This is a genomic window from Cupriavidus mimosae (genome assembly GCF_023952485.1).
Taxonomy (GTDB): domain Bacteria; phylum Pseudomonadota; class Gammaproteobacteria; order Burkholderiales; family Burkholderiaceae; genus Cupriavidus; species Cupriavidus taiwanensis_C.
The window spans coordinates 358,485-381,722 of the sequence record NZ_JALHRY010000005.1 but is presented as its reverse complement, the minus strand read 5'-3'; the positions used below and the strand labels follow the sequence as shown (position 1 = coordinate 381,722).

The 23,238-nt window shown below is 69.1% G+C and carries 22 protein-coding genes; 13 read left to right on the top strand and 9 right to left on the bottom strand.

What is annotated here, in order from left to right; translation table 11 throughout:
* The first annotated feature begins 16 nt into the window (after positions 1–16).
* Both MKD50_RS12420 and MKD50_RS12415 read left to right on the top strand, forming a co-directional pair.
* On the top strand, positions 17–775 hold the full coding sequence (locus tag MKD50_RS12420; protein ID WP_252667241.1) for a PIG-L deacetylase family protein: 759 nt from the start codon (positions 17–19) through the stop codon (positions 773–775).
* A 26-nt stretch (positions 776–801) separates the two neighbouring features.
* Positions 802–1,710, top strand: coding sequence for a glycosyltransferase family 2 protein (locus MKD50_RS12415; RefSeq protein ID WP_252667240.1), 909 nt, complete (start codon positions 802–804; stop codon positions 1,708–1,710).
* 30 nt (positions 1,711–1,740) lie between these two features.
* Here MKD50_RS12415 and MKD50_RS12410 read toward each other — a convergent pair whose 3' ends face one another.
* Complete coding sequence (locus tag MKD50_RS12410) at positions 1,741–4,455, bottom strand: ABC transporter transmembrane domain-containing protein (RefSeq protein ID WP_252667239.1); 2,715 nt, start codon at positions 4,453–4,455, stop codon at positions 1,741–1,743.
* A gap of 185 nt (positions 4,456–4,640) precedes the next feature.
* Between MKD50_RS12410 and MKD50_RS12405 the strand changes: the two genes are divergently transcribed.
* Positions 4,641–5,252, top strand: a complete 612-nt coding sequence (locus MKD50_RS12405) for a UdgX family uracil-DNA binding protein (protein ID WP_252667259.1) — start codon at positions 4,641–4,643, stop codon at positions 5,250–5,252.
* 3 nt (positions 5,253–5,255) lie between these two features.
* Here MKD50_RS12405 and MKD50_RS12400 read toward each other — a convergent pair whose 3' ends face one another.
* On the bottom strand, positions 5,256–5,546 hold the full coding sequence (locus MKD50_RS12400; RefSeq protein ID WP_115706084.1) for a hypothetical protein: 291 nt from the start codon (positions 5,544–5,546) through the stop codon (positions 5,256–5,258).
* A 284-nt stretch (positions 5,547–5,830) separates the two neighbouring features.
* Between MKD50_RS12400 and MKD50_RS12395 the strand changes: the two genes are divergently transcribed.
* Entirely contained in the window at positions 5,831–6,214 is a 384-nt protein-coding gene (locus tag MKD50_RS12395; RefSeq protein WP_252667238.1) for a hypothetical protein, read from the top strand.
* A gap of 6 nt (positions 6,215–6,220) precedes the next feature.
* On the opposite strand, the gene MKD50_RS12390 is transcribed toward MKD50_RS12395, so the two are convergent.
* Complete coding sequence (locus tag MKD50_RS12390) at positions 6,221–7,162, bottom strand: zinc-binding dehydrogenase (RefSeq protein ID WP_252667237.1); 942 nt, start codon at positions 7,160–7,162, stop codon at positions 6,221–6,223.
* A 211-nt stretch (positions 7,163–7,373) separates the two neighbouring features.
* On the opposite strand from MKD50_RS12390, the gene MKD50_RS12385 reads away from it, so the two are divergent.
* On the top strand, positions 7,374–8,387 hold the full coding sequence (locus MKD50_RS12385; protein WP_240073800.1) for a LacI family DNA-binding transcriptional regulator: 1,014 nt from the start codon (positions 7,374–7,376) through the stop codon (positions 8,385–8,387).
* 80 nt (positions 8,388–8,467) lie between these two features.
* Entirely contained in the window at positions 8,468–9,412 is a 945-nt protein-coding gene (locus MKD50_RS12380; RefSeq protein WP_252667236.1) for a LysR substrate-binding domain-containing protein, read from the top strand.
* 41 nt (positions 9,413–9,453) lie between these two features.
* On the opposite strand, the gene MKD50_RS12375 is transcribed toward MKD50_RS12380, so the two are convergent.
* The 5 genes from MKD50_RS12375 to xseA all read right to left on the bottom strand — a co-directional run bounded on the left by MKD50_RS12375 (position 9,454) and on the right by xseA (position 15,974).
* The gene (locus tag MKD50_RS12375) at positions 9,454–11,166 is read right to left on the bottom strand and encodes an amidohydrolase (RefSeq protein WP_252667235.1); all 1,713 of its coding nucleotides are present in this window, start codon (positions 11,164–11,166) and stop codon (positions 9,454–9,456) included.
* A 60-nt stretch (positions 11,167–11,226) separates the two neighbouring features.
* On the bottom strand, positions 11,227–12,207 hold the full coding sequence (locus MKD50_RS12370) for a tripartite tricarboxylate transporter substrate binding protein (protein WP_252667234.1): 981 nt from the start codon (positions 12,205–12,207) through the stop codon (positions 11,227–11,229).
* Positions 12,208–12,260: 53 nt separating this feature from the next.
* Entirely contained in the window at positions 12,261–13,355 is a 1,095-nt protein-coding gene (locus MKD50_RS12365; protein ID WP_252667233.1) for a porin, read from the bottom strand.
* A 451-nt stretch (positions 13,356–13,806) separates the two neighbouring features.
* Complete coding sequence (gene sodB, locus MKD50_RS12360) at positions 13,807–14,388, bottom strand: superoxide dismutase [Fe] (RefSeq protein WP_012351891.1); 582 nt, start codon at positions 14,386–14,388, stop codon at positions 13,807–13,809.
* Between the two features lie 200 nt (positions 14,389–14,588).
* Positions 14,589–15,974, bottom strand: coding sequence for an exodeoxyribonuclease VII large subunit (xseA, locus tag MKD50_RS12355; RefSeq protein WP_115706076.1), 1,386 nt, complete (start codon positions 15,972–15,974; stop codon positions 14,589–14,591).
* Between the two features lie 1,083 nt (positions 15,975–17,057).
* Here xseA and MKD50_RS12350 point away from each other — a divergent pair.
* The 7 genes from MKD50_RS12350 to MKD50_RS12320 all read left to right on the top strand — a co-directional run bounded on the left by MKD50_RS12350 (position 17,058) and on the right by MKD50_RS12320 (position 22,409).
* Entirely contained in the window at positions 17,058–17,678 is a 621-nt protein-coding gene (locus tag MKD50_RS12350) for a MotA/TolQ/ExbB proton channel family protein (protein WP_026164567.1), read from the top strand.
* Between the two features lie 23 nt (positions 17,679–17,701).
* Positions 17,702–18,127 (top strand): ExbD/TolR family protein, encoded by a 426-nt coding sequence (locus MKD50_RS12345; protein WP_115706075.1) that lies wholly within the window; start codon positions 17,702–17,704, stop codon positions 18,125–18,127.
* Between the two features lie 153 nt (positions 18,128–18,280).
* Positions 18,281–19,384, top strand: coding sequence for a tetraacyldisaccharide 4'-kinase (gene lpxK / locus MKD50_RS12340; protein WP_115708329.1), 1,104 nt, complete (start codon positions 18,281–18,283; stop codon positions 19,382–19,384).
* Complete coding sequence (locus MKD50_RS12335; protein ID WP_012351886.1) at positions 19,365–19,568, top strand: Trm112 family protein; 204 nt, start codon at positions 19,365–19,367, stop codon at positions 19,566–19,568. Before lpxK ends, MKD50_RS12335 begins: the two co-directional genes overlap by 20 nt.
* An 11-nt stretch (positions 19,569–19,579) precedes the next feature.
* Positions 19,580–20,389 (top strand): 3-deoxy-manno-octulosonate cytidylyltransferase, encoded by an 810-nt coding sequence (gene kdsB / locus MKD50_RS12330; protein ID WP_115706073.1) that lies wholly within the window; start codon positions 19,580–19,582, stop codon positions 20,387–20,389.
* A 390-nt stretch (positions 20,390–20,779) separates the two neighbouring features.
* A complete protein-coding gene (adk, locus tag MKD50_RS12325; protein ID WP_115706072.1) occupies positions 20,780–21,445 on the top strand; it encodes an adenylate kinase in 666 nt (221 codons plus the stop codon).
* Positions 21,446–21,650: 205 nt separating this feature from the next.
* A complete protein-coding gene (locus MKD50_RS12320; RefSeq protein ID WP_018008911.1) occupies positions 21,651–22,409 on the top strand; it encodes a 3-hydroxyacyl-CoA dehydrogenase in 759 nt (252 codons plus the stop codon).
* An 18-nt stretch (positions 22,410–22,427) separates the two neighbouring features.
* On the opposite strand, the gene MKD50_RS12315 is transcribed toward MKD50_RS12320, so the two are convergent.
* Complete coding sequence (locus tag MKD50_RS12315) at positions 22,428–23,237, bottom strand: helix-turn-helix transcriptional regulator (protein WP_252667232.1); 810 nt, start codon at positions 23,235–23,237, stop codon at positions 22,428–22,430.
* Position 23,238: the final 1 nt, after the last annotated feature.

Here is a 23,238-nt window from a genome sequence, read left to right as displayed (position 1 = left end):
CGCGCGAGGGGGCGGCATGGGCACGGCGATCGTGGTCGATCTCGCCGCCGCGGTGACCGTGATCTCGCCGCATCTGGACGATGCCGTGTTCAGTTGCGGCGGGCTGATCGCGGCCGCGCGCGCTGCGCGCGTGGTGACGGTGTTCGCGGGCGTGCCGCCGGCGGACATGCCGGCCCCCGACTGGGACCAGGCCGCCGGCTTCGCCAGCGCCGAGCAGGCGGTGCTGTCGCGCCGCCGCGAGGACAACCACGCGCTGACCATGCTGGGCGCGCACGCGGTGTGGCTGGAGTTCTGGGACAGCCAGTACGGGCGCCGCTATACCGCGCAACAGCTTGCCGACGCGCTCCACACCGTGCTGCTGACGCAGACCGAGGGCGTGGTGGTGGCTCCGCTCGGGCTGTTCCATTCCGACCATGCCCTGGTGCATGACGCCTGCCGGCTGCTGATGCTGGCCGCGCACGCGCACGGCCCGGCATGGAACGGGCCGGCCGCCGCACCCGCCGCCGCGCCGCCGTCCGTGCAGTGGCTCTATTACGAGGACGCGATCTACCGCCGCATGGCGGGCCTGCTGCAGCAGCGGCTGGTGCAATGCCGGGACAGCGGCCTGTGCGCCACGCCCGTCAACCTGCCGGTGACGCAGTACCTGACGCAGAAGAGCTACGCGCTCAACGCCTACCAGAGCCAGCTGCAGCTGTTCAGCGAAGACCGGCTGTGCGACCTGTGCGCACCCGAGCGCTACTGGATGCTGCAGCCGGCCGGCGCCGCCCCTGACTGAGCCATGCGTGAACCCGGCCAAGACCCATGCTGATACCAACCCCCGCTTCCCCTGTCCGCCCGTCCCCGCGCGGCGGCCCCTGCGATATCAGCGTGGTGGTGCTGACGCACAACCGGCGCGATTCGGTGCGCACCGCGCTGGCGCGCCTGAGCGCGCTGCCGGAACGCCCGCCCATCGCCGTGGTCGACAACGCCTCGGACGACGGCACCGCCGCCATGGTGCGCAGCGAGTTTCCGCACGCCGCGCTGTTGCGCAGCGCGCGCAACCTCGGCGCGGCCGGCCGCAACCTGGGTGCGGACTGGGCCCGCACCCGCTATGTCGCCTTCTGCGACGACGACTGCTGGTGGGCACCCGGATCGCTGTCGGCGGCGTGCGCCATGTTCGAGCGCCATCCGCGCGTCGCCGCGCTGACGGCGCGCATCCTGGTGGGCGAACACCGCGGCGAAGACCCGACCTGCGCGCGCATGGCGGCCAGCCCGCTGCCCTCGGCGATGCTGCCGGGCCGCGCCATCCTGGGCCTGATGGCGGGTGCCACCGCGTTCCGCACCGATGCCTTCCGCCAGGCCGGCGGCTATCATCCGCGCTTCTTCCTGGGCGGCGAGGAAACGCTGCTGGCGCTGGATCTGGCCGCGCATGGCTGGCAGCTGGTGTATGCGCCGCAGCTGGTGGTGCACCACCATCCGAGTCCGCTGCGCAATTCCGCGCAGCGCCGCTCGCTGCTGGCGCGCAATGCGATCTGGTCCGCCTGGCTGCGACTGCCCTGGCATGTGGCGCTGGGCGAGACCGCGGCGGCATTGCCGCAGCTGTGGCGCTGCCAGGGATGGCGCGGCCTGGTCGAGGTGCTGGGTGGCATGCCTTGGGTATGGCAGGAGCGCCGCGTGATCCCGGCAGAAGTGCTGAAGCTGCGCAGCCGGTTGCGCGAGCCGCGCGCCTGAGGCGCGGCCGCCTCGGTCAATGTGGCCGCGCTACGCTTCCTGCGCGTCCTGCGCGGAGCGCACCGCCAGCGAACGGATCGCCGCCACCAGCTCGGCCACCCGCACCGGCTTGGACAGGTGCAGCTGAAACCCTGCCATCAGCGCGCGCATGCGGTCCTGCGGCTCGGCGTGCCCGGACAGCGCGATCGCGGTCATGCGCTTGCCCAGCGGCACCTGCATCTGCGCCTCGAGCCGTCGCACCCGGCGCAGCACGGTGTAGCCGTCTTCCTCGTCGAGCGCGAGATCGCACAGCAGCACCTGCGGCCATTGCCCCGGGTGCGTGCCGGCCAGCAGCGCGATCACGTCGTCGCCGCGCTGCTGCGCGATGGCATGAGCGCCGTAGTCTTCCAGCGAGGCGCTCAGCACCTCGCGCGTGGGCTCGTCGTCGTCCAGCAGCAGCACGCGCAGGCCCCTGAGCGCCTGCACATCCGGCGCCTCGGGTGCGGGCCCGGCGCCTGGCGCGGCACCCGGAGCGGCGCCAGGCGCGCGGCGCGGCTCGGGCTCCTGCACGGCGCGCATCGGCATCAGCAGCTGGTAGGCGTGCGCAGGCCCGTCGGCAGTCAGCGTGACGCCGTGCTCGGCCAGCCATTCATGCAGGCCCTGCGCATCCGGCAGCGGCAGTTCGCCCGGCGTGGCGGACAGCCGCAGGCCGGCCTGGCCGTCCAGCCGCTCGAGCCGCAGTTCCAGCCGCCCGCCCGGCTCGATGGTGGCGATCATGTGCTGGCACAGTTCCCAGATCGCCTTCTGCAGCACGCCCGGATCGCCGGTAACGCGCAGCTCCGACTCGCTCTGCACCGTGAACAGGTTGATATGGCGCTCGGCGATCAGCTCGCGCAGCCCGTCAACCACGCTGGCCAGCAGGATCTCGAGGCGCACCGGCTGCAGTGCCAGGCGTCGTTCGGCGCGTTCCAGCTCGCGCTGCTGCTGCTGCAACTGCCACATCTGGGTATAGATGCCGCCGCGCTCCAGCAGCGTGGCGTGGTTGCCGTCTTCGACGATGCGTCCGTGCTCCATGACCAGAATGCGGTCGGCATCGACGATGGTCGAGAGCCGGTGCGCGATGATCAGCGCGGTGCGCCCGCGCGCGACTTCGGACAGCTCCTGCTGGATCGCGCGCTCCGAGCGCGTGTCCAGCGCCGAGGTGGCCTCGTCGAACACCACGATGGGCGGACGCTTGAGCATCGCGCGCGCGATCGCCACGCGCTGGCGCTCGCCGCCCGACAGGCGCACGCCGCGCTCGCCCACCTGGGTTTCGTAACCGTCGGGCAGGCGGTCGATGAAAGCGTCGAGCTGCGCCGCGCGCGCCGCGGCGACGATGTCGGCACGGGTGGCGCCTTCGCGGCCGTAGCCGATGTTGTAGGCAATGGTGTCGTTGAACAGGATGGTGTCCTGCGGCACGATGCCGATCAGTTCGCGCAGGCTGCGCTGGGTCACCAGGCGCAGGTCCTGGCCGTCGATGCTGATGCTGCCGCTGTCGGGCTGGTACAGCCGGAACAGCAGGCGCGCGAGCGTCGACTTGCCCGAGCCGCTGCCGCCCACCACCGCCACGGTCTGGCCGGCGCCGGCGCGGAAGCTGACATCCCACAAGGTCTGGTGGCTGGGGTCATAGCTGAAGTTGACGCGGTCGAACACGATCTCGCCGCGGCTCACGCGCAACGGGCGCGCGGCGGGCGCGTCGCGGTCCTCGCCGGGCTTGCCGTGCGCGTCGAGCAGCGCGAACAGCCGCTCGACGTTGGTCATGGCGTCGTTCGACTCGCGGAAGATAAAGCCGAGCGTATTGAGCGGCAGCACCACCTGGATGATGTAGGCATTGATCAGCACCAGGTCGCCCACCGACAGCGAGCCCTGGATCACGCGCTGCGTGGCCAGCAGCATCACCGCGCCGACCCCCACCGCAATGCACAGGCTCTGCCCGATATGCAGCGCCGACAGCGCATACTGGTTTTCCACGCTGATGCCGATCCAGCGCTGCAGCATCTCGGACAGGCGCCGGGTCTCGAACGACTCGCGCGCGAAGAACTTGACGGTGTCGTAGTTGAGCAGGCTGTCCACCACCTTGCTGTTGGTGGTGGCCTCGACCGCATTGACCTGGCGCTGCACGCGCATGCGCCGCTGCGTGAAGACATAGGTAAAGCCCGCGTACAGCACGAACACGCCCAGGATGATGGCGGCGAAGGCCGCGCCATAGGCGCCAATCATGATGGCCAGCACCGACACGATCTCCATCAGCGTCGGCACGATGGTGAAGACCGCCACGCCTAGAAGAAACCCGATCGCCGCGGTGCCCTTCTCGAGGTCGCGGATGACGCTGCCGGTGGCCCGTTGCGCGTGGAAGCGCGCGCCCAGCGCATGCAGGTGCGCGAAGGCGCGTTCCATGAAGCCCGCCACGGTGCTCTGCGTCACGTAGGCAAAGACCACGTCGCGCAGCTCGCTGAAGGCATTGCCGAGCAGCCGCAGAATGGCATAGGCCAGCACCAGGAACACCGGCATCGCCACCAGCCCCAGGCGCGCGGCATCGGTACCGGCCGCGGCGGGCGTGACTTCATCGACGACCAGCTTGAGCATCAGCGGCACGGCCACGGCACAGGCCTTGGCCAGCAGCAGCAAGGACACCGCGATCAGCGCGCGGGCACGGAAGCGCCAGATCGCGCGGAACAGTTCCGCGGCGATGCGGCGGCGGGAGGCGGGGCGGACGGTCTGGGGCATGCGCGCGGTTCAGGCGTCGTTCGGTGCGGCAAGACAAGGCGCGCGATGGCGTGGCCGGCGCGCGGTCATGGGAGAAAGCAAGGGGAGAAGGCAAGTTCCATACCGATCGCAACGCGGCGCCATGGCGCGAAACCTGCAGCGGATCCGCAGCAGCGCCCGTGCGCGCTGCGCCACTGTCATCCGCCATGCCCGAGCGCAACAAGCCGCCTGTCAGCCGCGGCGAACTGAACGAATGCCGGCGCTGCCCGTTGTGGCGCAACGCCACTCAGGGCGTGCCCGGCGCCGGCGCGGCCCACGCGCGCATCATGCTGGTGGGGGAACAGCCCGGTTCGCAGGAAGACCTGCAAGGCTCGCCCTTTGTCGGACCGGCCGGGCACTTGCTGGATGAAGCGCTGCAGGCCGCGGGCCTGGACCGCGACAAGCTCTTCATGACCAACGCGGTCAAGCATTTCAAGTTCGAGTGGCGCGGCAAGCGCCGGCTGCACAAATCGCCGGCGCAGCAGGAGATCGAAGCCTGCAACCTGTGGCTGGAGCGGGAGCTGGAGAAAGTGCACCCGACGGTGGTGGTCGCGCTCGGCGCCACCGCGGCGCGCGCGGTGCTGGGCCGCAAGAGCGTGACGCTGGCGGGCATGATGGAGAGGCCGGTCGAGCACGAAGGGCGGCTGGTCATCGCCACCTACCACCCCTCGTTTGCCCTGCGCCAGCGCAGCGACGAGGCGCGTGCCGCGGCCTTCGACCGCATCGTGCGCAGCCTGCGGGCCGCCGCGCGCCTGGCGCGCGGCGCGAAGCCCGGCTGACGGTCAGGACCGGTTTACGGTCGGCGGCGCGTCGGGATCGCGGCTGCCGGGATCGTGCAGGTCACGCGCGCCGACGCCTGGCGGCATCTCGCCCTTGTCCGCCTTGTCCGCCTTGTCCGGCTTGCGCGCTGGTTGATCGTGCTTGCGGTGTGATGCCGCATGCTCCCAATCGGCTCGGGCGCGCTCGCGCGCGCGCTGGTTGTCCGCGGCGTTTTCCTTCAGTTCACGGTCATCCAGGCCCTGGCGCCGGTCCAGCGCCGGATCGTTCGACGTGTCGTGCTTGCTGTGCTTCATGACGCCTCCGCTGAGATGGGCCGCAATCGCGCGCCAACGCTGAAGTGCGCGCAACTTCCGTTCCCGCGACGCCCCCTGCGGCCGCGGCCCGCGCATGCTGGCACCGGATGGCCCGGCGCCGCCGGGTCCTTGTAACAACCGCCGGCGCTTGTAGAAAGTGCGTTGCGCCGGTGGCTCGCCCGGCCCCGCGCGGCAGTATGCGAGATGGCCCGGCAAATGCTTTTGACGTACCACCATGCCCGCGTTTGACAGAGAGCACGCCCGAGTTCAACAGGAGAATCCAGATGCGATCCACCATCCCCCGCGCCGCAGCCGTCGCCCTGCTGTGCGCGCTCGCCGGCGGCACCGTGGCGCAGCCGCCCGAAGCCGGCGTGCGCACCGACAAGGGTCCCAAGGGCAGCCAGACCATACCGCCGCCAGGCGCCAGCGCGGCGCCGGGCAGCACGCCGGGCGCCACGCCCACCAACCCCGGTGGGCTGGCCAAGGATCTCGGCGACGTGCCCAAGGAGCCGCATACCGCGGGCGGCCTGCCGGGCCGCGACAAGCCCAAGCCGGCCTCGGAAAGCGCCGGCAAGGTCGACCGCGACGGCCTGCACGGCAAGCCGCGCAAGGGCACCGGCGGGGCCTCGATCGACCAGACGCGCGTGCCGGACGCCAAGGGGCGCTGATTTTCTTCAGGGCATCAGCACGTAGCGCTGGCGCGAGCTGCGGGCCTGCGCCGCCCACACGCGCCCGATCGCTTCCAGCGGCTCGGCGACGATATCTATCTCCATGCGCCCCGCGGCGGTATGCTGGCACAGTTCGGCATAGGCCTTCGCCTGCGCCGCGATGGGCGCGTGGTAGTAGGCAAAGCCCATGATGTCGAAGCACGCCTGGCGCGCGGCGGCGCCGGCAAAGGTGATGGTTGGCGCGACCGTGGTGCCGATATGGACCAGCCTTCCGCCGTGGCCCAGCGCCAGCAGCGCGGCTTCGGCAGGCGCGCCGCAGAGGTAGTCCAGCACGATATCGACGCTGCCGTCGGCCGCATTGCGGTAGGCGTCGAGCAGGTCGCCGGGCTCGTCGAGCGGCACCACCGCATCCGCGCCCAGCCGGCGCGCGCGCTCCAGTGCGCGCGCGTCGCGCCCGGCGGCGATGACGCGGCCGGCGCCGAGCAGCTTTGCCGCGGCCACCGCCAGCAGCCCCGAAATGCCGGTCGCGCCGAGCACCAGCACGGTCTCGCCCGGCTGCATGCGCGCGCGCCACGACAGCGGCAGCCATGCCGCCAGGCCGGCATTGCCGAGCGCGGCCGCGCGCGCATCGTCAATGCCGTCCGGGACCGCGAAGATGAGCGCCGGGTCCACCAGCGCGCGCTGCGCCATCGAGCCGTACGGCGCGCGCGGCGCATTGACGTTGAAGTAGACACGCCGGCCATCGGCGAGTCGCCCCACGCCCTCGCGTCCCACCACGAAGCGGCCCGCGCCTGGCTTGAGGTAATGGCGGCCTTCGGCAATCGCCATGTCCAGCCGCGTCAGCGCCGCCGCCGCGACCTCGACCACCACCTTGCCCGGCCCCGCGGCCGGCTCGTCGAATTCCTGGTACACCGGCGCCTGGCCGGCGAGCGAAACCGCTGCCTTCATTTCCGTCTCCTTTTGCTGGGCCTGGCCGGCCACGGCCTGGCATGACCGCGCCGGGCAGATTACAATGCAATCGATTGCACGACAAGCGCGAGGCTACGCGCATCCGGGCCGATTCTAGGAAGCGCCGGTGGCCTGCGTCCAATCCACTTTTTGCCGGTATCCCGATAACCAGGCGGTATGGCGCAGCGCCTGCCGCACGTAGCACTAAGCGATGAGCAAGCCCACCATCAAGCAGATTGCCGAGGCGCTCGACGTGCATCCGTCGACCGTATCGCGCGTGCTCAATCCCCAGACCCGCCACCGCATCGGCGACGAACTGGTCGCGCGCGTGCTGAAGGCGGCGCAGGACCTGCACTACTCGCCCAACCGCATCGCCGCGGCGCTGCGCACGCGGCGCTCCGGCACCATCGGCGTGGTGGTGCCGGACATCGGCAGCCCGGTGTTTCCGCCGATCGTGCTCGGCATCGAGAACGCCTTGTCCCGCCACCGCTATATCCCGATCGTCGCCAATGCCGGCGGCGACAAGGCGCGCCAGACCTTTATCGTCGACCAGCTGCTGGCGCGGCAGGTCGACGGCCTGATCCTCGCCACCGCCGAGCGCAACGACCCGGTGGTGGACCATTGCCTGGCGCAGGGCGTGCCGCTGGTGATGGTCAACCGCAGCGACGATGCCGGGCGCGTGTCCTGCATCGTCGGCGATCACCGCCAGGCGATGGCGCTTGCCGTCGGCCACCTGCACGCGCTGGGCCACCGGCGCATCGGCCATGTGGCCGGACCGGCCAATCTCTCGACCGGCCACGAACGCGAAGCGGGCTTCCTGCAGGCGGTGGCGGAGCTGGGTATGGCCGCCTCGCACTGCCCGGTGGCGCGCGCGCCGGCCTACACCGAAGCGGCCGGCCAGGCCGCGTGCGCGCAACTGCTGGCGCAGCGCCGGCGCGTCACCGCGGTGGTGGCCGCCAATGATTTCCTGGCGCTGGGCTGCTATGCGGCCGTCAACGCCTCGGGCGGCAGCTGCCCGTCGGACCTGTCGGTGGTCGGGCACAACGACATGCTGCTGATGCATGCGGTGGCCCCGGCGCTGACCACCATCCGCGTGCCCTTCTACGAGATGGGCACGCGCGCCGCGGCGCTGATGCTGGGCGCGCTGGATGGCAGCATCACCACCACGGCGCGGACCCTGCTTGCACCGGAACTGGTGGTGCGCGGCTCGACCCGGCCGCTGTAACGCCGGCGCCCACTGGGGCGCCGTTTTTTTCGATATTTTGCGCAATCGATTGCACAAAGTCACCACGGTAGAACTGCGCCATGGATCTCCGACAGCTTCGCTACTTCAAGGTGCTGGCCACGCTGCAGCACTTCGGCCGCGCCTCGGCGGCGCTGCATATCGCGCAGCCTGCGCTCAGCCGCCAGATCCGGCTGCTCGAGGAAGAGCTGGGCGTGCGCCTGCTCGAGCGCCACGTGCGCGGCGCCACGCCTACGCCCGAGGGCCTGGTGTTGCTGGACCGCGCCTCCTTCCTGCTGCGCTACGCCGACCAGGTCAAGGTGGATATCGCCGACCTCGCCGCGTCGCCGCGCGGGCTGGTGGCGGTGGGGCTGACGCCGGCGCTGGCGCCGCTGCTGTTCATCCCGCTTGCCGAAACGCTGCGCCACCGCTATCCGGAGATCCGCCTGCGGCTGGTGGAGAACTTCGCGCCCACGCTGCAGGATGCGCTGCTGCAAGGCACGCTCGATGTCGGGCTGCTGAGCGGGCCGGTGTCGAGCCCCGGGGTCTCGGTGGTGCCGCTGGTGGCGGAAAGCCTGTGCGCGATCGGGCCGCGCGGCGATGCCGCGCTGGGCCCGGGTCCGGTGGAAATTGCAGCACTGCAGCAGTTGCCGCTGATCCTGACCGGCGTGCCCAAGTCCGGCGTGCGCCTGGCGCTGGAAGCGCTGGCGGCGCACGAGGGCGTGGCGCTGCAGGTCACGATGGAGGTCGAATCGATCGAAGTGGCACGGCGCCTGGTCACGCGCGGATTCGGCTGGACCGTGCACTTCGCCGCGGCGATCCGGGACGAACTGGAGGCCGGACACCTGCGGGCCGTGCCGGTGCATGGGCTGGAACTGCATCGGCTGATCGGTTATGCCGCGGCACGTCCGCCGTCGCGGGCGACGCTGGCTGTGATGGAAACACTCAGGCGGGTGGCGACGGAGTTGGCGGTGGATGGCAACTGGCCGAATTGCAGGGTGTTGGGGGAGATGGGGGTTGGTCTTTAGTGGCCGTGCCCGTCTTCCCCTCCGCGGCGTTCGCGCTGCCCCTATCGCTCCTTGCACCCGGCAAAGCACCCGTCGCCATGCACCACCCTGCCACCCACCATGGTCAGCACCGAACGGATGCGATGGATATCTTCAACCGGCACGGTCAGATAAGGCCGGTCCAGCACTGCCAGGTCGGCCAGCTTGCCAGCCTCGAGCGTGCCGCGAGAGGCCTCATCGAAGGAAATCCACGCCGCATTGGCGGTGTAAAGCCGCAGCGCCTCCAGCCGCGACAGCCGGAAATCCTCCTTGCGCCGGATCTCCCTGCCAATCGAATAGCCGCCGACATGGAACTCCAGCGCACGCCAGACACCCGGGATGCCGATACGCGTGGCATCCGTGCCCCCCGCCACCATCAGCCCGTGCTGCAGGGCCAGCCGCACCGGCGGCGCGGCCTCGGCCACATCGTGGTCGTTGGCGTGGCCGATGGCGCTGGCCTCGAAGTACGGCCCCATCTGCACCGTGTAGGCCAGCCCGAGCGCCTTCATGCGCCGGAACGTTTCCGGCTTGCCGGTGTTCAGGTGGGCCATGGCCCAGCGCAGCTTGCCAAGGTCATGGCGCTTGTTCACTTCCTCGAACACATCCAGGATCGCGCTGGCGGCATCGTCGGTATAGGCATGGATCTCGACCGGATAGCCGCGGCTGGCGGCGAAGGTGGCAACCTTGAGCAGTTCTTCGCGGTCCTTCGCCGACGGCTGGAATCCGGGCCCCATCTTCACGCCGTCGTCCATGCCGAACACCAGCATTTCGCCCGGCCCCAGGAAACGCAGCTTGCCGTCGCCCATATGCGGCGGCAGGTAGGCCAGCGTGTTGCGGAACCACTCGGCCTCGTTGCCCGCGACCAGCGTCGGAATGCGATAGCCCACCCGCAGCGACAGCCGGTCTTCGCGCCACAGTGCGAACAGCGGATCGTACGCGGCGCCTGGCCCGGCGGTCGGGTCGATCAGCGCGGTAACACCGAGGCTGTTGAGCCGGCCGAAGAAGGCCTGCAGGCTGGCCCTGGCATCGACCTGGCTCTGCGCCAGGATGCGGCCGAACAGTGCCGACAGCGGCCGGATCGCGCCGAACACGCGGCCGGTGAGGCGGCCTTCACGGTCGCGTTCCATGCGGATCCCGGGCGGCACCGCATCGGGCAGGTCGAGACGCAGCGCCTCGATCGCCCGCGCGTTGACCAGCGCGTAGTCGTACAGGTACTGCACGTAGGCCGGATTGTCGGGCAGCAACGCCGTCAGCTCGGCCGGCGTCGGCGCGCGTTTCTCGGTGAACTGGTCTGGGTGCCACGAGCCGGTCACGGCCACCCACTTGCCCGGGCCACGCGCCTGCGCGGTCTGCCGCAGCTGCTCCAGCCCGGCGGCCAGGCTCGTGGTTTCGCCTTCGTGCCAGTAAGTCTCGAAGGCATAGCTCTGGCCGCCGCGGATGGCGTGGATATGGGTGTCGATCAGGCCCGGAATCACCGTGCGCCCGCCCAGGTCGATGACCTCGGTGGCCGGGCCGGCGAGGCGGCGGATCTGCGGGTTGCCACCGACCGCGACGATGCGCTCGGCGCGGATGGCGATGGCCTGCGCTACCGTGTCCGCCGAATCCATGGTGAGCACCGTGCCGTTGAGCAGGATCCGGTCCGCATGCGCCGCTGCGGCCTGCGCCTGCGCTCCCCAGGCCGCCATCAGGCAACCGACCGCCATGGCATGGGCCAGGGCACTTGCAATGCATCGCATGACGATGTTCCGTGTGTCAGTAGAAGCGGCGCCCGGAGACCGGGCGCCAGTGCCGCCGCGTTACTGGCCCGGCTGCGCGCCCGAGCGCTTGACGACGGGCTCGAGCTTGGCGATGTCCGCGGCGATCAGCTTGTCGAACGCGGCCGGCGTCGACGGCTTGGCCTCGGCACCTTGCGCCATCAGCTTGTCGCGCGTCGCCGACGCGCCCAGCGCCTGCTGCAGCGCCGTGTTCAGGCGCGCCACAATCTCCCCGGGCGTGCCCGCCGGCGCCAGCACGCCGAACCAGGCATCGAACACATAGCCCGGCACGCCCGCCTCGGCGATGGTGGGCACGTCAGGCAGCGACGGCACCCGCGCCGCCGTGGCCACGCCCAGGATGCGCAGCTTGCCGTCCTTGACGAACTGCAGCGCGGTGATCGACGGAGCGAAGAACATGTCGACGCGCCCGCTGATCACATCGGTGATCGCGGCCGGCGCGCCCTTGTACGGGATATGCCGGGTCTGCACGCCGGCAGTCACGTTGAACAGCTCGCCGCTCAGGTGCGAAGAGCTGCCGCTGCCCGCCGAGCTGTAGGTGACCGAGTCCGGCCGGGCGCGCGCGGCCGCCAGCAGGTCCTTGAGCGTGCGGTACGGGCTGGAGGCGCTGACCACCAGCAGATAGGGCATGGTCGCCACCGTGGAGATGCCCTTCAGGTCGCGCGTGGTGTCGTACGGCAGCTTCGTATAGAGCGTGGGATTGACCGCATGGCCGGCGGAGGTCAGCAGCAGCGTGTAGCCGTCAGCGGGCGCCTTGGCCACCACCGCGGTGCCGATGGTGCCGCCGGCGCCGGGCCGGTTGTCGACGACGATCTGCATGTTCGACGACGCGCTCATCTCGGCGCTGACGATGCGCGCCAGCAGGTCGGTGGCGCTGCCGGCGGCAAACGGCACGACCATGCGGATCGGCTTGTCGGGATAGCTGTCGGCGCGCGCCGCGCCGTGCAGCAGCGGCAGGCACAAGGCGGCGGCCAGCGTGGCGCGCAGCATGTGGCGGAATTTCATGTGGGGTCTCCTGGATCGTTGGTGTCTTGTTAATGGCCCGCGGCAATGCGCCTTCAGAACACGTGGCGCATGCCCAGCGCAAAGGTCTGCGGATCAGCGCCGGCGGAGATGCCGAGCTCGTTGATGGCAAAGTCGTAGATGGCGTTCTTCTTGTTGAAGATGCGGCTGTAGAAGCCGAACACCGAGGTGCGCTTGGACAGCGGATGTTCGTAGCCGATGGTGGCCTGCACGGCACCGGTGTCCGGACCGCTGCGGAAGAAGCCGACGGTCTCGGTGGCGTTGCCGCGGCCGTTGCCGGCGTAGCCGACGCCGGCACGCACGCTGCCGGTCCACAGCTTCTGCACCACCGAGGCGTAGTACGCATCGCGCTTCAGGTCGCCGGTGGCGGTGCGGTAGTGCAGCCGCTCGTAGATGGCGGAAACCCTGGTGGTCGGGAACTGGTACGACAGGCCGATCTTCATGCCTTCGTCGTCGCGGCCGGCGGTCTGGTAGTTGTTGTGGCGCTCGTAGGCCAGCACCACGTTCAGCGGTCCGTTGTCATAGGCCCCGGCGAACGACCACAGGCTCGGGTTGCGCGGCACCGTGGCGCGCTCTTCATTGACGCCCCAGGTTACGCCGCCGCTGAAGCCGTTCCATTTCGGGCTGCGGTAGTGCACGCTGTTCTTCTGGCGACGGTCGAAGGAGGTGGTGTCCTGGATGTTGTCGGAAGTCGGGGTCGAGCCGTTGCCGATCAGCGCCATGTAGCCGGCCGTGGTCGGATAGAACGGATCGTAGGCGGAAGTGGCTTCCAGGTAGGGCGTGGTCCAGTTGCCCATAAAGAAGCTGCCGGCCGACCCGGCCAGCCCGAGGCGCGTATTGCGGCTGGCCAGTTGCCCGCTGCCCGTATCCAGGGAGATATTGCTTTCTATCTGCCAGATCGCCTTCAGACTGCCATACAGCGCCTCTTCGCCACGCATGCCGAACACCGAGCGGTTGTTGGTCAGCCGGCCGGTGCCGCCGAGCCTGGTGCCATCGGATGCCGTCGACGCGTCCGAATATTCCATCGATGTATTCAGCCGGCCATACAGCGTGACGTGGTTCTGCGCCGAAGCGACGGTGCAGCAGGCCGCGAGCGCCGCAAAGGTGGCGCCCGCAAAGGGGTTATTCATGTTGTCTCCAGTGTCGGTCTTGCGCCTGTCCGAATCGATACGGGGATGCCTGCCCCGCCCCGAGCACGAAATCGCGGGCAGCAGCAACCCCTGCCCGGACTACGGCATCAGCAAATGTCTGGATTCTTGATTGCGCTATCTCATGCGGCGGATGTACGCGGCGATGCAGCGTGAGGGGATTCTAGAAATCGGGTATCGCAGCGTCCATTCGCATTTTCTTTTGGTCACCATATCGATTTGTTATCGTGATGGCGGACCACAATGGCATGGACCTCCGCAGCATAGGGCGCGGGTGCGGGACCCGGTAGTGGGCGGTAGTGTGTCGCTGTGTTCCAGCCATGGGACGGCGTGAACACAGGAAGTGCGGAGTGTGCGGGACTACGGAATGGCGGGGCAACAAAAAAGGGCCTGGCGGCCCTTTTTGTTTCCTGCGGTCTGGACGATGCGTGGATCAGCCAGCGAAGTTCTTGCCGGCGAAGTCCCAGTTCACGACATTCCAGAATGCCTCGACGTATTTCGGGCGGGCATTGCGGTAGTCGATGTAGTAGGCGTGCTCCCACACGTCGCAGGTCAGCAGCGGCTTGGCGTCGGTGGTCAGCGGCGTGGCGGCGTTGGAGGTGGACACCAGGTCCAGCGAGCCGTCGGCCTTCTTGACCAGCCAGGCCCAGCCCGAACCGAAGGTGCCGACGGCAACCTTGGTGAACTCTTCCTTGAACTTGTCGAACGAGCCCCACTTGGCGTTGATGGCATCGGCCAGTGCGCCGGTCGGCTGGCCGCCGCCGTTGGGCTTCAGCGAATCCCAGTAGAAGGTGTGGTTCCACACCTGGGCGGCGTTGTTGAAGATGCCGCCCGACGACTTCTTGACGATCTCTTCCAGGGTCGCGTTCTCGAACTCGGTGCCCTTGATGAGGTTGTTCAGGTTGGTGACGTAGGTCTGGTGGTGCTTGTCATGATGGAACTCCAGCGTCTCCTTGGAGATGTGGGGAGCCAGGGCATCATGCGCGTACGGAAGCGGGGGGAGCTTGTGTTCCATTGTTCTGTCTCTGTGGGTTGGGGTTGTTGGGTCCGGAATTGCCGATTGTAGGGGACTTGCAAGACCCACGCAAACCGCGGCGCAAAGGCCCCTGCTCCGATGTTAGTTTGTCCGCGCGCGGCTTTCCGGGAGATTTCGGCGCAGCCTTTCGGGCCTGTGCCGCACGCGAATGGGAGGCGTTCCCGGCGCCGCGCGGCGGCTCAGAATTCCGGCAGCTTGGCCTGCACGCCGGCGATCGCCAGGTCGGCCACGCCTTCGGCCAGATGCGCTTCGACCACGCTGCCGGCGCGGATCTCGGCGGGAGCGCGCAGCGCGCGTCCGCGCTGGTCGAGCAGCACCGCATAGCCGCGTTCGAGCGTGCGCTGCGGCGCCAGCAACTCGAGCGCGCCGGCGCTGCGCGCCAGGCGCTGGCCGGCGCGTTCGTGCTGGCGCAGCGCGGCGGCCTGCAGCCGCTGCCACAGGCGCGTCATGTCGGCGTGGGCCGCGGCGGCGTCGGGTCGGCATGCGCGCCAGCGCATCGCCAGCAACTGGTGGCGATGGCGCTGCGACACCACGGTGTCACGCAATGCCGACCGCAAATGTCGCGCCAGATTGTCGACCTGCGCGCGGCGCTCCTGCAGTTGCGCCTGCGGGCTGCGCACGCGCCGCGCCAGCCAGTCCAGGTGTTGCGCGCGCAGGTCCAGCCCGCGGCGCAGGCATTGCCTGAGCGCATCGCGCGCGCGCAGGGTCTGCGCGAGCAGGTGCGCGCGATCGGGGCTGACCAGCTCGGCCGCGCCAGTGGGCGTCGGCGCGCGCACGTCGGCGACGAAATCGGCAATGGTGAAATCGGTCTCGTGGCCGACGCCCGACACCACCGGCAGCGTGCAGCGCGCGATCGCCTGTGCCACCACCTCTTCATTGAACGACCACAGGTCCTCGATGCTGCCGCCGCCGCGGCACAGGATCAGCACGTCGCATTCGGCGCGCGCGGCCGCGGCGTCGAGCATGTCCGCGATCTTCTGCGCCGCGCCCGCGCCCTGCACCGGTACCGGATAGACCACCACCGGCACATGCGGCGCGCGCCGCCGCAGCGTGCTCAGCACATCGCGCAGCGCCGCGGCCTGCAGCGACGTGACCACGCCGATGGTGCGCGGCTGCGCCGGCACCGGGCGCTTGCGCTCGGGCGCGAACAGCCCGGCCTGCGACAGCTTTTCCTTGAGCCGCAGGAAGGCTTCATAGAGGTTGCCGAGGCCGGCGCGGCGCATGGCCTCGACCCCCAGCTGCAGCTCGCCGCGCGCCTCGTACATCGAGACCACGGCGCGCACCTCGACCGCCTCGCCCTCGCGCGGCTGGAAGTCGACATGCTGGTTGCGCCCGCGGAACATCACGCAGCGGATCTGCGCGCGCGCGTCCTTCAGCGAGAAATACCAGTGACCGCTGGCGGCGCGGGTGAAGTTTGAGATTTCACCCCGTACCCAGGCGAGCGGAAAACTGCGTTCGAGCACGCGCGCGATCGCGTGGTTGAGTTCACCGACGGGAATCACCTCGCGACCGCTGCGCGGCGCGGTGGAGGAAGGTTCACGCGAAAAATTCGGCAAGTCAGGCATGGGCAAGCCGCGGTCAAGCGACGTAGATCAGACATGTCCACAGCATAACTGCAATGTCAAGGGGGCTGCGCGGCTCGGCGAGCGCTACCCTGAAAGGCGCATGGGTTCGTGCAAGCCTTTGATTCTTATGTCTTTTATCAGCGCAACAAAAATTAGGCAATATAACCATTTCTCTTTTGCATCAACCACTTACATGCCGGACCAGGGGCTTGTTCACAAAGTTATCCACAGCTTCTCTGGATAAAATGTGGCGCAACAAATACTTTTTCTAGCTGCGTGGCGGGTAGCCCGCTTATCCGATGCGCCAAGCGCCTCGATCTGCGCCCGGACAACGACTGCCTGGCGGCTGCGCCGGCACGGGACACTTCTGCTGCATTTGCACATTTTCTCGGCAATACCAATAAATCCATTTATTTTCAAAGGCTTGGTTGGCTTCTCCCGGATTTGTCCACAAGCCATCCACAGTCCTCTCCCTCGCCGCTGTGGACAAACCGTGTTTTTGGCCCCGCCAGGCCGCTGCGGCGCGGGGCCGCAAGGAATAAGCCGGCCTGCCCGTTTTTTAGGCAATGGATTGGACTACCTTTGGAATCAATGACTTATGAAACCTCTCAGGCACCTTTCCACAAGCCCTCCACAGTACTGTCCCGCTGCATTGTGGAAAGTCGTGGCGAAAGGTGCGCTTGCGCACAGAAGCGAGGCCTGAAAGCGTGGCAGCCGTCGCCGCGACACGTGCCGGATGCGCCGCAGCCGGCGCGGGGCGCTTTTGCACAAAATTTAAGCAGCACTTGCTTTACCCTTTACGATCAATAAGTTAGCCATCTTGTCCGGCGGCTTTCCACAATCGATCCACAACACTGTCCCTGCCCGCTGTGGAAAGCGGCCGCCAGCGCGGCAAGGACACGACGCGCGCCGGAGACAGGCGCGCATCGTCCCTTGCCGCGCGCCAGGCCGCGGGTTAGAGTGGCGCCTGTTTTTTCAGAGCAATGCCGGAGCGCGCAGCAAGGCATCATGCCCACGCGCCTCAAGGCATGCCGGTTGGTGGTTTGGGGTTTCGTTATTCGGTTGTCGATCCCGGGGGTCCAATTGTTTTCCATCATTCAAGCGGCCGGCTGGCCGATCTGGCCGCTGTTGCTCGCCTCGGTCATCGCGCTGGCGCTGATCGTCGAACGCTTCCTGTCGCTCAAGCGCAGCAAGGTGCTGCCGGCGAAGCTCTATGAAGAGGCGCTGGCAGCCGCGCAGCAGCGTCGCGCCACGCCGGAAGTGGTCAACACGCTGGAACAGAATTCACCGCTGGGCCGCGTGCTGGCCGCGGGGCTGCGCCACGTGGTGCTGCAGCCGCATACCTCGCGCGACGCCGCCAAGGACGTGGTCGAGGAAGCCGGCCGCGTGGTCGCGCATGAGCTCGAGCGCTACCTGAACGCGCTCGGCACGATCGCCTCGGTGGCGCCGCTGATGGGGCTGCTGGGCACGGTGATCGGCATGATCGAGATCTTCGGCAGCCAGGGCGGCACCGGCACCAGCCCCGAGCAGCTCGCCCACGGCATCTCGGTGGCGCTGTACAACACCGCCTTCGGCCTGATCGTGGCGATCCCCGCGCTGATCTTCTGGCGCTACTTCCGCCGCCGCGTCGACGACTACGTGGCCGAGCTGGAATTCCGCGCCACCTCGTTCCTCGACGCCATCCTGCCGCAGCGCCGCGCCTGAGCGTCGCACACACCCCGAACGCCATGCACTTCCGTTCCCGCCAGCGGCGCGAAGAGCCCGAGATCAACCTGATCCCGCTGATCGACGTGCTGCTCGTGATCCTGATCTTCCTGATGATCACGACCACGTACTCGCGCTTTACCGAGCTGCAGATCCAGCTGCCCACCGCCGACGCCGAGCGCGCCCGGCAGCAGCCGCAGGAGATCGTGGTGTCGGTGTCCGCGCGCGGGGTCTACTCGGTCAACAAGCAGGTGATGGAACAGAAGGACGTCACCAGCCTGGCCGACCAGCTGCGTACCGTCGCGGGTGCCGGCGGCCAGCCGCCGGTGCTGATCGTCAATGCCGACGCCCAGGCCACGCACCAGGCCGTGGTCAACGTGATGGAGGCCGCGCGGCTGGCCGGGCTGTCGCGCCTGACCTTCGCCACGCAGAGCGCGCAGCCGCGCTGAGCCCAGGCCGGCCTGCGCGCCGGCGTGCGCCGGCGGCCGGCGGTCTTGCCCCATGCGCACGGCAATGCCCATAATGGTTAGGCCGCCCCGAGGGGCGTAGCCGCGAGCGCACTACAATCGCATCCCGACCATCGACTCTCGCCCGCCGCGTCCATGCCCGTTCCCCGCCATGCCCTTGCCGACTTCGTGACCGCCCAGTGGCAACGCCGCGGCTGGTTCGCGTGGCTCATGCTGCCGTTCTCGCTGCTGTTCGGCCTGGTCGCGCGGGTGCGCCGCCATGGCTACCAGCGCGGCTGGTTCAGGTCGACGCGGCTGCCGATGCCGGTGGTGGTGGTGGGCAACGTCACCGTCGGCGGCACCGGCAAGACCCCCGCGGTGATCGCGCTGGCGCATGCACTGACCGAGGCCGGGCTGCGGCCCGGCGTGGTCTCGCGCGGTTACGGCGTGCAGCTGAAGCACCCGCGCCGGGTCAAGCCGACCTCGCAAGCCGGCGACGTCGGCGACGAGCCGCTGCTGATCGCGCGCGCCACCGATGTGCCGGTCTGGGTCTACCCCGACCGCGCGCTGTGCGCGCAGGCCATGCTGGTGTCGCACCCCGGCATCAACGTGCTGCTGCTCGACGACGGCCTGCAGCACTACAAGCTGCAGCGCGACTTCGAGATCGTGATGTTCGACGCGCGCATGGGCGGCAACGGCCTGATGCTGCCCGCCGGCCCGCTGCGCGAGCCGCTCTCGCGCCCGCGCGACGCCACCCTGATCAACGACCCCAACTTCCGCGCCACGCCCGACCGTCCCGGTGTGTACGGCATGCGGCTGGAACTGGATGACGCCTGGCAGCTCGCCGATCCCACCATGGCGCGGCCGCTCAGCGCCTTTGCCGGACGGCGCGTGCTGGCGGCGGCCGGCATCGGCAACCCCGAGCGCTTCTTCGCCAGCCTGCGCGGCGCCGGCCTGGCGCCGAAGACACTGCCGCTGCCGGACCACTATGACTTCGTGGTCGACCCGTTCGTCGACCATCCCGATGCGCTCGATGCCGACGTGATCCTGATCACCGAGAAGGATGCCGTAAAATGCGAGCGCTTCGACGACCCGCGCATCTGGGTCGTGCCCACCAGGCCCGTGATCGACGCGGGCCTGATCGATAAAATCCGCCGCGCCGTGCAGGCGCAAATCCAACCCGCGCCGACCGCGCCGGCCGCCGCAAGCGGCGCCGCCGGGCGCAACGAGGAACACCGAGATGGACAACCGGCTGCTTGAAATCCTGGTCTGCCCGCTATGCAAGGGCAAGCTGGAATACGACCGCGCCGCGCAGGAGCTGATCTGCCACGCCGACAAGCTGGCCTACCCGATCCGCGACGGCATTCCCGTGATGCTGGCCGACGAGGCCCGCCAGTCGGTGCCGGGCCGCGTCATCGAGCCGGACGCGCCGGCGGGCAACTGAGCAGCGCGGCCATGACCCTGCCCGCGTTTACCGTCGTCATTCCCGCACGGCTGGCTTCGACCCGCCTGCCCGACAAGCCCCTGGCCGATATCGGCGGGCGCCCGATGGTGGTGCGCGTGGCCGAGCGCGCGCATGCGTCGTCGGCGCAGCGCACCGTGGTCGCTACCGACGCGCCCGCGGTGGCGCAGGCCTGCGCCGCACACGGCATCGAAGCCGTGCTGACCCGCGCCGACCACGCCTCCGGCACCGACCGGCTGTCCGAGGTCGCCGCGCAACTGGGCCTGGCCGATGACGCCATCGTCGTCAACGTGCAGGGCGACGAGCCGCTGATCGAGCCCGCGCTGATCGACGAAGTGGCGCTGCACCTGGCGCACCACGCCGATTGCGCCATCGCCACCGCGGCCCATCCGCTGCACGACAGCGCCGAGGTGTTCAATCCCAACGTGGTCAAGGTGGTGTGCGACGCCGCCGGCCGCGCGCTGTATTTCTCGCGCGCGCCGATTCCGTGGGCGCGCGATGCATGGTCCGGCGTGCCGGCCATGCCCGCCGCGTCGGCCCGGGTGCCGCTGCCCGACATGCCGGTGCTGCGCCATATCGGCCTGTATGCCTATCGCGCCGGCTTCCTGCGCCGCTTCCCGACGCTGGCGGCAGCGCCGCTCGAGCAGGCCGAGGCGCTGGAGCAACTGCGCGCGATGTGGCACGGCGAGCGCATCGCCGTGATGCAGACCGCCGGCGCGCCCGCGCCCGGCGTCGACACCCAGGCCGACCTCGAGCGGGTGCGCGCGCTGTGGGCGCAGTCGATGGCCCAGGAAGGGCCCTGACAGGCGACCCCCAGGCATCGCTGCCAGCGCGGGCGGCGCCTGCCCGCTCAAGTCGATTCTGCTGGAACCGAACCGGGGGGCCGATTTCGGGCCGAATCCCCGCTGCCTCATGGCATAATGCTTGCCGATACAGAGCCGCCGCGCTGGCGCGAGCAATCGCGCCGCCGGCCAAGGCTCGGTGGGGAGATAAAGATAGAGCCCGTCCGGTGCGCCGCGCCGCCATCCCCCTGGCAGCCGCCGCCGGCCGTACGCGTGGGTACGCCTGAGCCGTGCCCGCGCTGAACGCAGTCAGCGCGCACCCGGGACCGCAGTCAGTCTCGTGTCAAGTTACGGCGTTACCCTCCTTCTGATCTCCCGCCATACCGGATTAAAAACTCTGAGGACCCGTAAATGCGTTTGATCCTGTTGGGCGCGCCTGGCGCCGGCAAAGGCACGCAAGCCAAGTTCATCTGCGAGAAGTTCGGCATTCCGCAAATCTCCACCGGCGACATGCTGCGCGCCGCGGTGAAGGCCGGCACGCCGCTGGGCGTGGAAGCCAAGAAGGTCATGGACGCGGGCGGACTGGTGTCGGACGACATCATCATCGGCCTGGTGAAGGACCGCCTGAAACAGGACGACTGCAACAGCGGCTACCTCTTCGACGGCTTCCCGCGCACCATTCCGCAAGCCGAGGCGATGAAGGACGCGGGCGTGGCGATCGACTACGTGCTCGAGATCGACGTGCCGTTCGACGCCATCATCGAACGCATGAGCGGGCGCCGCGTGCACGTGGCGTCGGGCCGCACCTACCACCTCAAGTACAACCCGCCCAAGGCCGAGGGCGTGGACGACGAGACCGGCGAGCCGCTGATCCAGCGCGACGACGACAAGGAAGAAACCGTCAAGAAGCGCCTCGACGTCTACTCACAGCAGACCCGTCCGCTGGTCGACTACTACTCGGCATGGGCCGCCAACGGCGACGCCGCGGCCAAGGTGGCACCGCCGAAGTACCGCAAGATCCTGGGCGTAGGCGACGTCGACGAGATCACCGCGCGGGTGTTCGAGGCGCTGAAGTAAGTGTCTCGCGGGACACTGCAGAAAGATTAAAGCGGCCTTCGGGCCGCTTTTTTTATTGAATTTCGGAGTGATCGGCACCCGATCTGCAGGCGATTCCCGCTAAGCATCATCCTGACCGGAAATTCATCGCCCCCTTGCACATCAGTTCCGCGTCCGTACAATGCTTAACGTTTACGTAAACGGAAACCTACCGAGGAGACACATCGTGGAAATCAAGGACAACGTCTTCATCATCACCGGCGGCGCCTCTGGCCTGGGCGCCGGCACCGCCCGGCTGCTCGCCGAAGCCGGCGCCAGGGTTGTCATTGCCGACCTGAACGAGGCCGCCGGGCAGGCGCTGGCGGCGGAGACTGGTGGCAGGTTCGTGCGCTGCGACGTCACCTCGGAAGCCGATGGCCAGGCCGTGGTCGCGGCGGCGCAGTCGCTTGGCCGCCTTGCCGGCCTGGTCAACTGCGCCGGCATTGCCACCGCCAACAAGACGGTCGGCAAGAATGGTCCGCATCCGCTCGATGCCTTCGACAAGACCATCCGCATCAACCTGATCGGCACCTTCAACATGATCCGCCTGGCCGCCGCGGCGATGGTGCAGAACGCCCCCGACAGCGAAGGCGAGCGCGGCGTGATCATCAATACCGCCTCGGTGGCGGCCTTCGACGGCCAGATCGGGCAGGCCGCCTATGCCGCGTCCAAGGGCGGCGTGGTCGGCATGACGCTGGCGATCGCGCGCGACCTGGCGCGCGACGGCGTGCGCTGCATGACCATCGCCCCGGGGCTGTTCGAGACCCCGATGCTGCTGGGCATGCCGCAGGAGGTGCAGGACGCACTGGGCAAGATGGTGCCGTTCCCGTCGCGGCTGGGCCGGCCCGCCGAATATGCGAAGCTGGCGCGCTCGATCATCGAGAACCCCATGCTCAACGGCGAGGTGATCCGCCTGGACGGCGCGATCCGGATGCAGCCCAAGTAAGCCCTGGCTGCTGCCCGCTCAGCCGGGCAGCAGCATCACCAGCATCAGCCCCGGCGCCGCCGCCGGCACCAGCGTCAGCTGCTCGAACTGCAGCGCGCCCTGGCGCGGATGGCGAAAGCCGCGGCGCCCGCCCTCGCGCTCTTCCACGTCCTGCGACAGCCAGGCGGCACGGAAGTCGGCGCTTTCCGCCATCAATCCCTCGATCAATGCCCGCGTCGGTGCCGCATCGGCGTGGCGGATGCTGTGCGCGCGGAATTCGGCCACCAGGCGTGCGGCGCGGTGCGGCCAGTCCTGCACCAGTGCCTGCAGCGCCGGCGACAGAAACATGGCGCGCAGCAGGTTGCGCTCGGTGGCGGCGGCGTCGAGCCAGCCGATGAACAGGTCCGCGGCGGCGGCGTTCCAGGCCAGCGCGGTCCATTGGCGGTCGAGCAGGTACGCCGGCCCCTCGATCGCATGCACGCTGGCCAGCACCGCGGGCGGCACCGGCTCGCCGGCGGCGTGTTGCGGATCGCGCCGGCTGGCCAGCTCGAACAGGTAGGCGCGTTCGGCGCGCGACAGCCGCAGCGCCGCGGCCAGGCTGGCCAGCGCGCGCGCCGACAGCGCCACCGGCCGGCCCTGCTCCAGCCACGTGACCCAGGTCGTGCTCAGTCCCGCCAGCTGCGCGACTTCCTCGCGGCGCAGGCCGGGGGTGCGGCGCCGCTGGCCGGGCGCCAGTCCCACGTCGGCCGGCGTCAGGCGTTCGCGGTGCGCGCGCAGGAAGGCGCCGAGTACGGCTTCGCGCGAGGCTGTCGAGGATGGCGGATCTGCTGGTAGGGCGAATGGCGGCATG

Excerpts from the sequence above, each read along its gene's own strand:
- MKD50_RS12380 (WP_252667236.1), top strand. The coding sequence starts at position 8,468 with ATGGATCTCCGACAGCTTCGCTACTTCAAGGTGCTGGCCACGCTGCAG.
- MKD50_RS12405 (WP_252667259.1), top strand. The coding sequence starts at position 4,641 with ATGCCCGAGCGCAACAAGCCGCCTGTCAGCCGCGGCGAACTGAACGAA.
- lpxK (WP_115708329.1), top strand. The coding sequence starts at position 18,281 with ATGCCCGTTCCCCGCCATGCCCTTGCCGACTTCGTGACCGCCCAGTGG.
- MKD50_RS12415 (WP_252667240.1), top strand. The coding sequence starts at position 802 with ATGCTGATACCAACCCCCGCTTCCCCTGTCCGCCCGTCCCCGCGCGGC.
- MKD50_RS12410 (WP_252667239.1), bottom strand. The coding sequence starts at position 4,455 with ATGCCCCAGACCGTCCGCCCCGCCTCCCGCCGCCGCATCGCCGCGGAA.
- MKD50_RS12365 (WP_252667233.1), bottom strand. The coding sequence starts at position 13,355 with ATGAATAACCCCTTTGCGGGCGCCACCTTTGCGGCGCTCGCGGCCTGC.
- MKD50_RS12420 (WP_252667241.1), top strand. The coding sequence starts at position 17 with ATGGGCACGGCGATCGTGGTCGATCTCGCCGCCGCGGTGACCGTGATC.
- xseA (WP_115706076.1), bottom strand. The coding sequence starts at position 15,974 with ATGCCTGACTTGCCGAATTTTTCGCGTGAACCTTCCTCCACCGCGCCG.
- kdsB (WP_115706073.1), top strand. The coding sequence starts at position 19,580 with ATGACCCTGCCCGCGTTTACCGTCGTCATTCCCGCACGGCTGGCTTCG.
- MKD50_RS12385 (WP_240073800.1), top strand. The coding sequence starts at position 7,374 with ATGAGCAAGCCCACCATCAAGCAGATTGCCGAGGCGCTCGACGTGCAT.
- MKD50_RS12345 (WP_115706075.1), top strand. The coding sequence starts at position 17,702 with ATGCACTTCCGTTCCCGCCAGCGGCGCGAAGAGCCCGAGATCAACCTG.
- MKD50_RS12375 (WP_252667235.1), bottom strand. The coding sequence starts at position 11,166 with ATGCGATGCATTGCAAGTGCCCTGGCCCATGCCATGGCGGTCGGTTGC.
- MKD50_RS12390 (WP_252667237.1), bottom strand. The coding sequence starts at position 7,162 with ATGAAGGCAGCGGTTTCGCTCGCCGGCCAGGCGCCGGTGTACCAGGAA.
- sodB (WP_012351891.1), bottom strand. The coding sequence starts at position 14,388 with ATGGAACACAAGCTCCCCCCGCTTCCGTACGCGCATGATGCCCTGGCT.
- MKD50_RS12400 (WP_115706084.1), bottom strand. The coding sequence starts at position 5,546 with ATGAAGCACAGCAAGCACGACACGTCGAACGATCCGGCGCTGGACCGG.
- MKD50_RS12335 (WP_012351886.1), top strand. The coding sequence starts at position 19,365 with ATGGACAACCGGCTGCTTGAAATCCTGGTCTGCCCGCTATGCAAGGGC.
- adk (WP_115706072.1), top strand. The coding sequence starts at position 20,780 with ATGCGTTTGATCCTGTTGGGCGCGCCTGGCGCCGGCAAAGGCACGCAA.
- MKD50_RS12315 (WP_252667232.1), bottom strand. The coding sequence starts at position 23,237 with ATGCCGCCATTCGCCCTACCAGCAGATCCGCCATCCTCGACAGCCTCG.
- MKD50_RS12370 (WP_252667234.1), bottom strand. The coding sequence starts at position 12,207 with ATGAAATTCCGCCACATGCTGCGCGCCACGCTGGCCGCCGCCTTGTGC.
- MKD50_RS12395 (WP_252667238.1), top strand. The coding sequence starts at position 5,831 with ATGCGATCCACCATCCCCCGCGCCGCAGCCGTCGCCCTGCTGTGCGCG.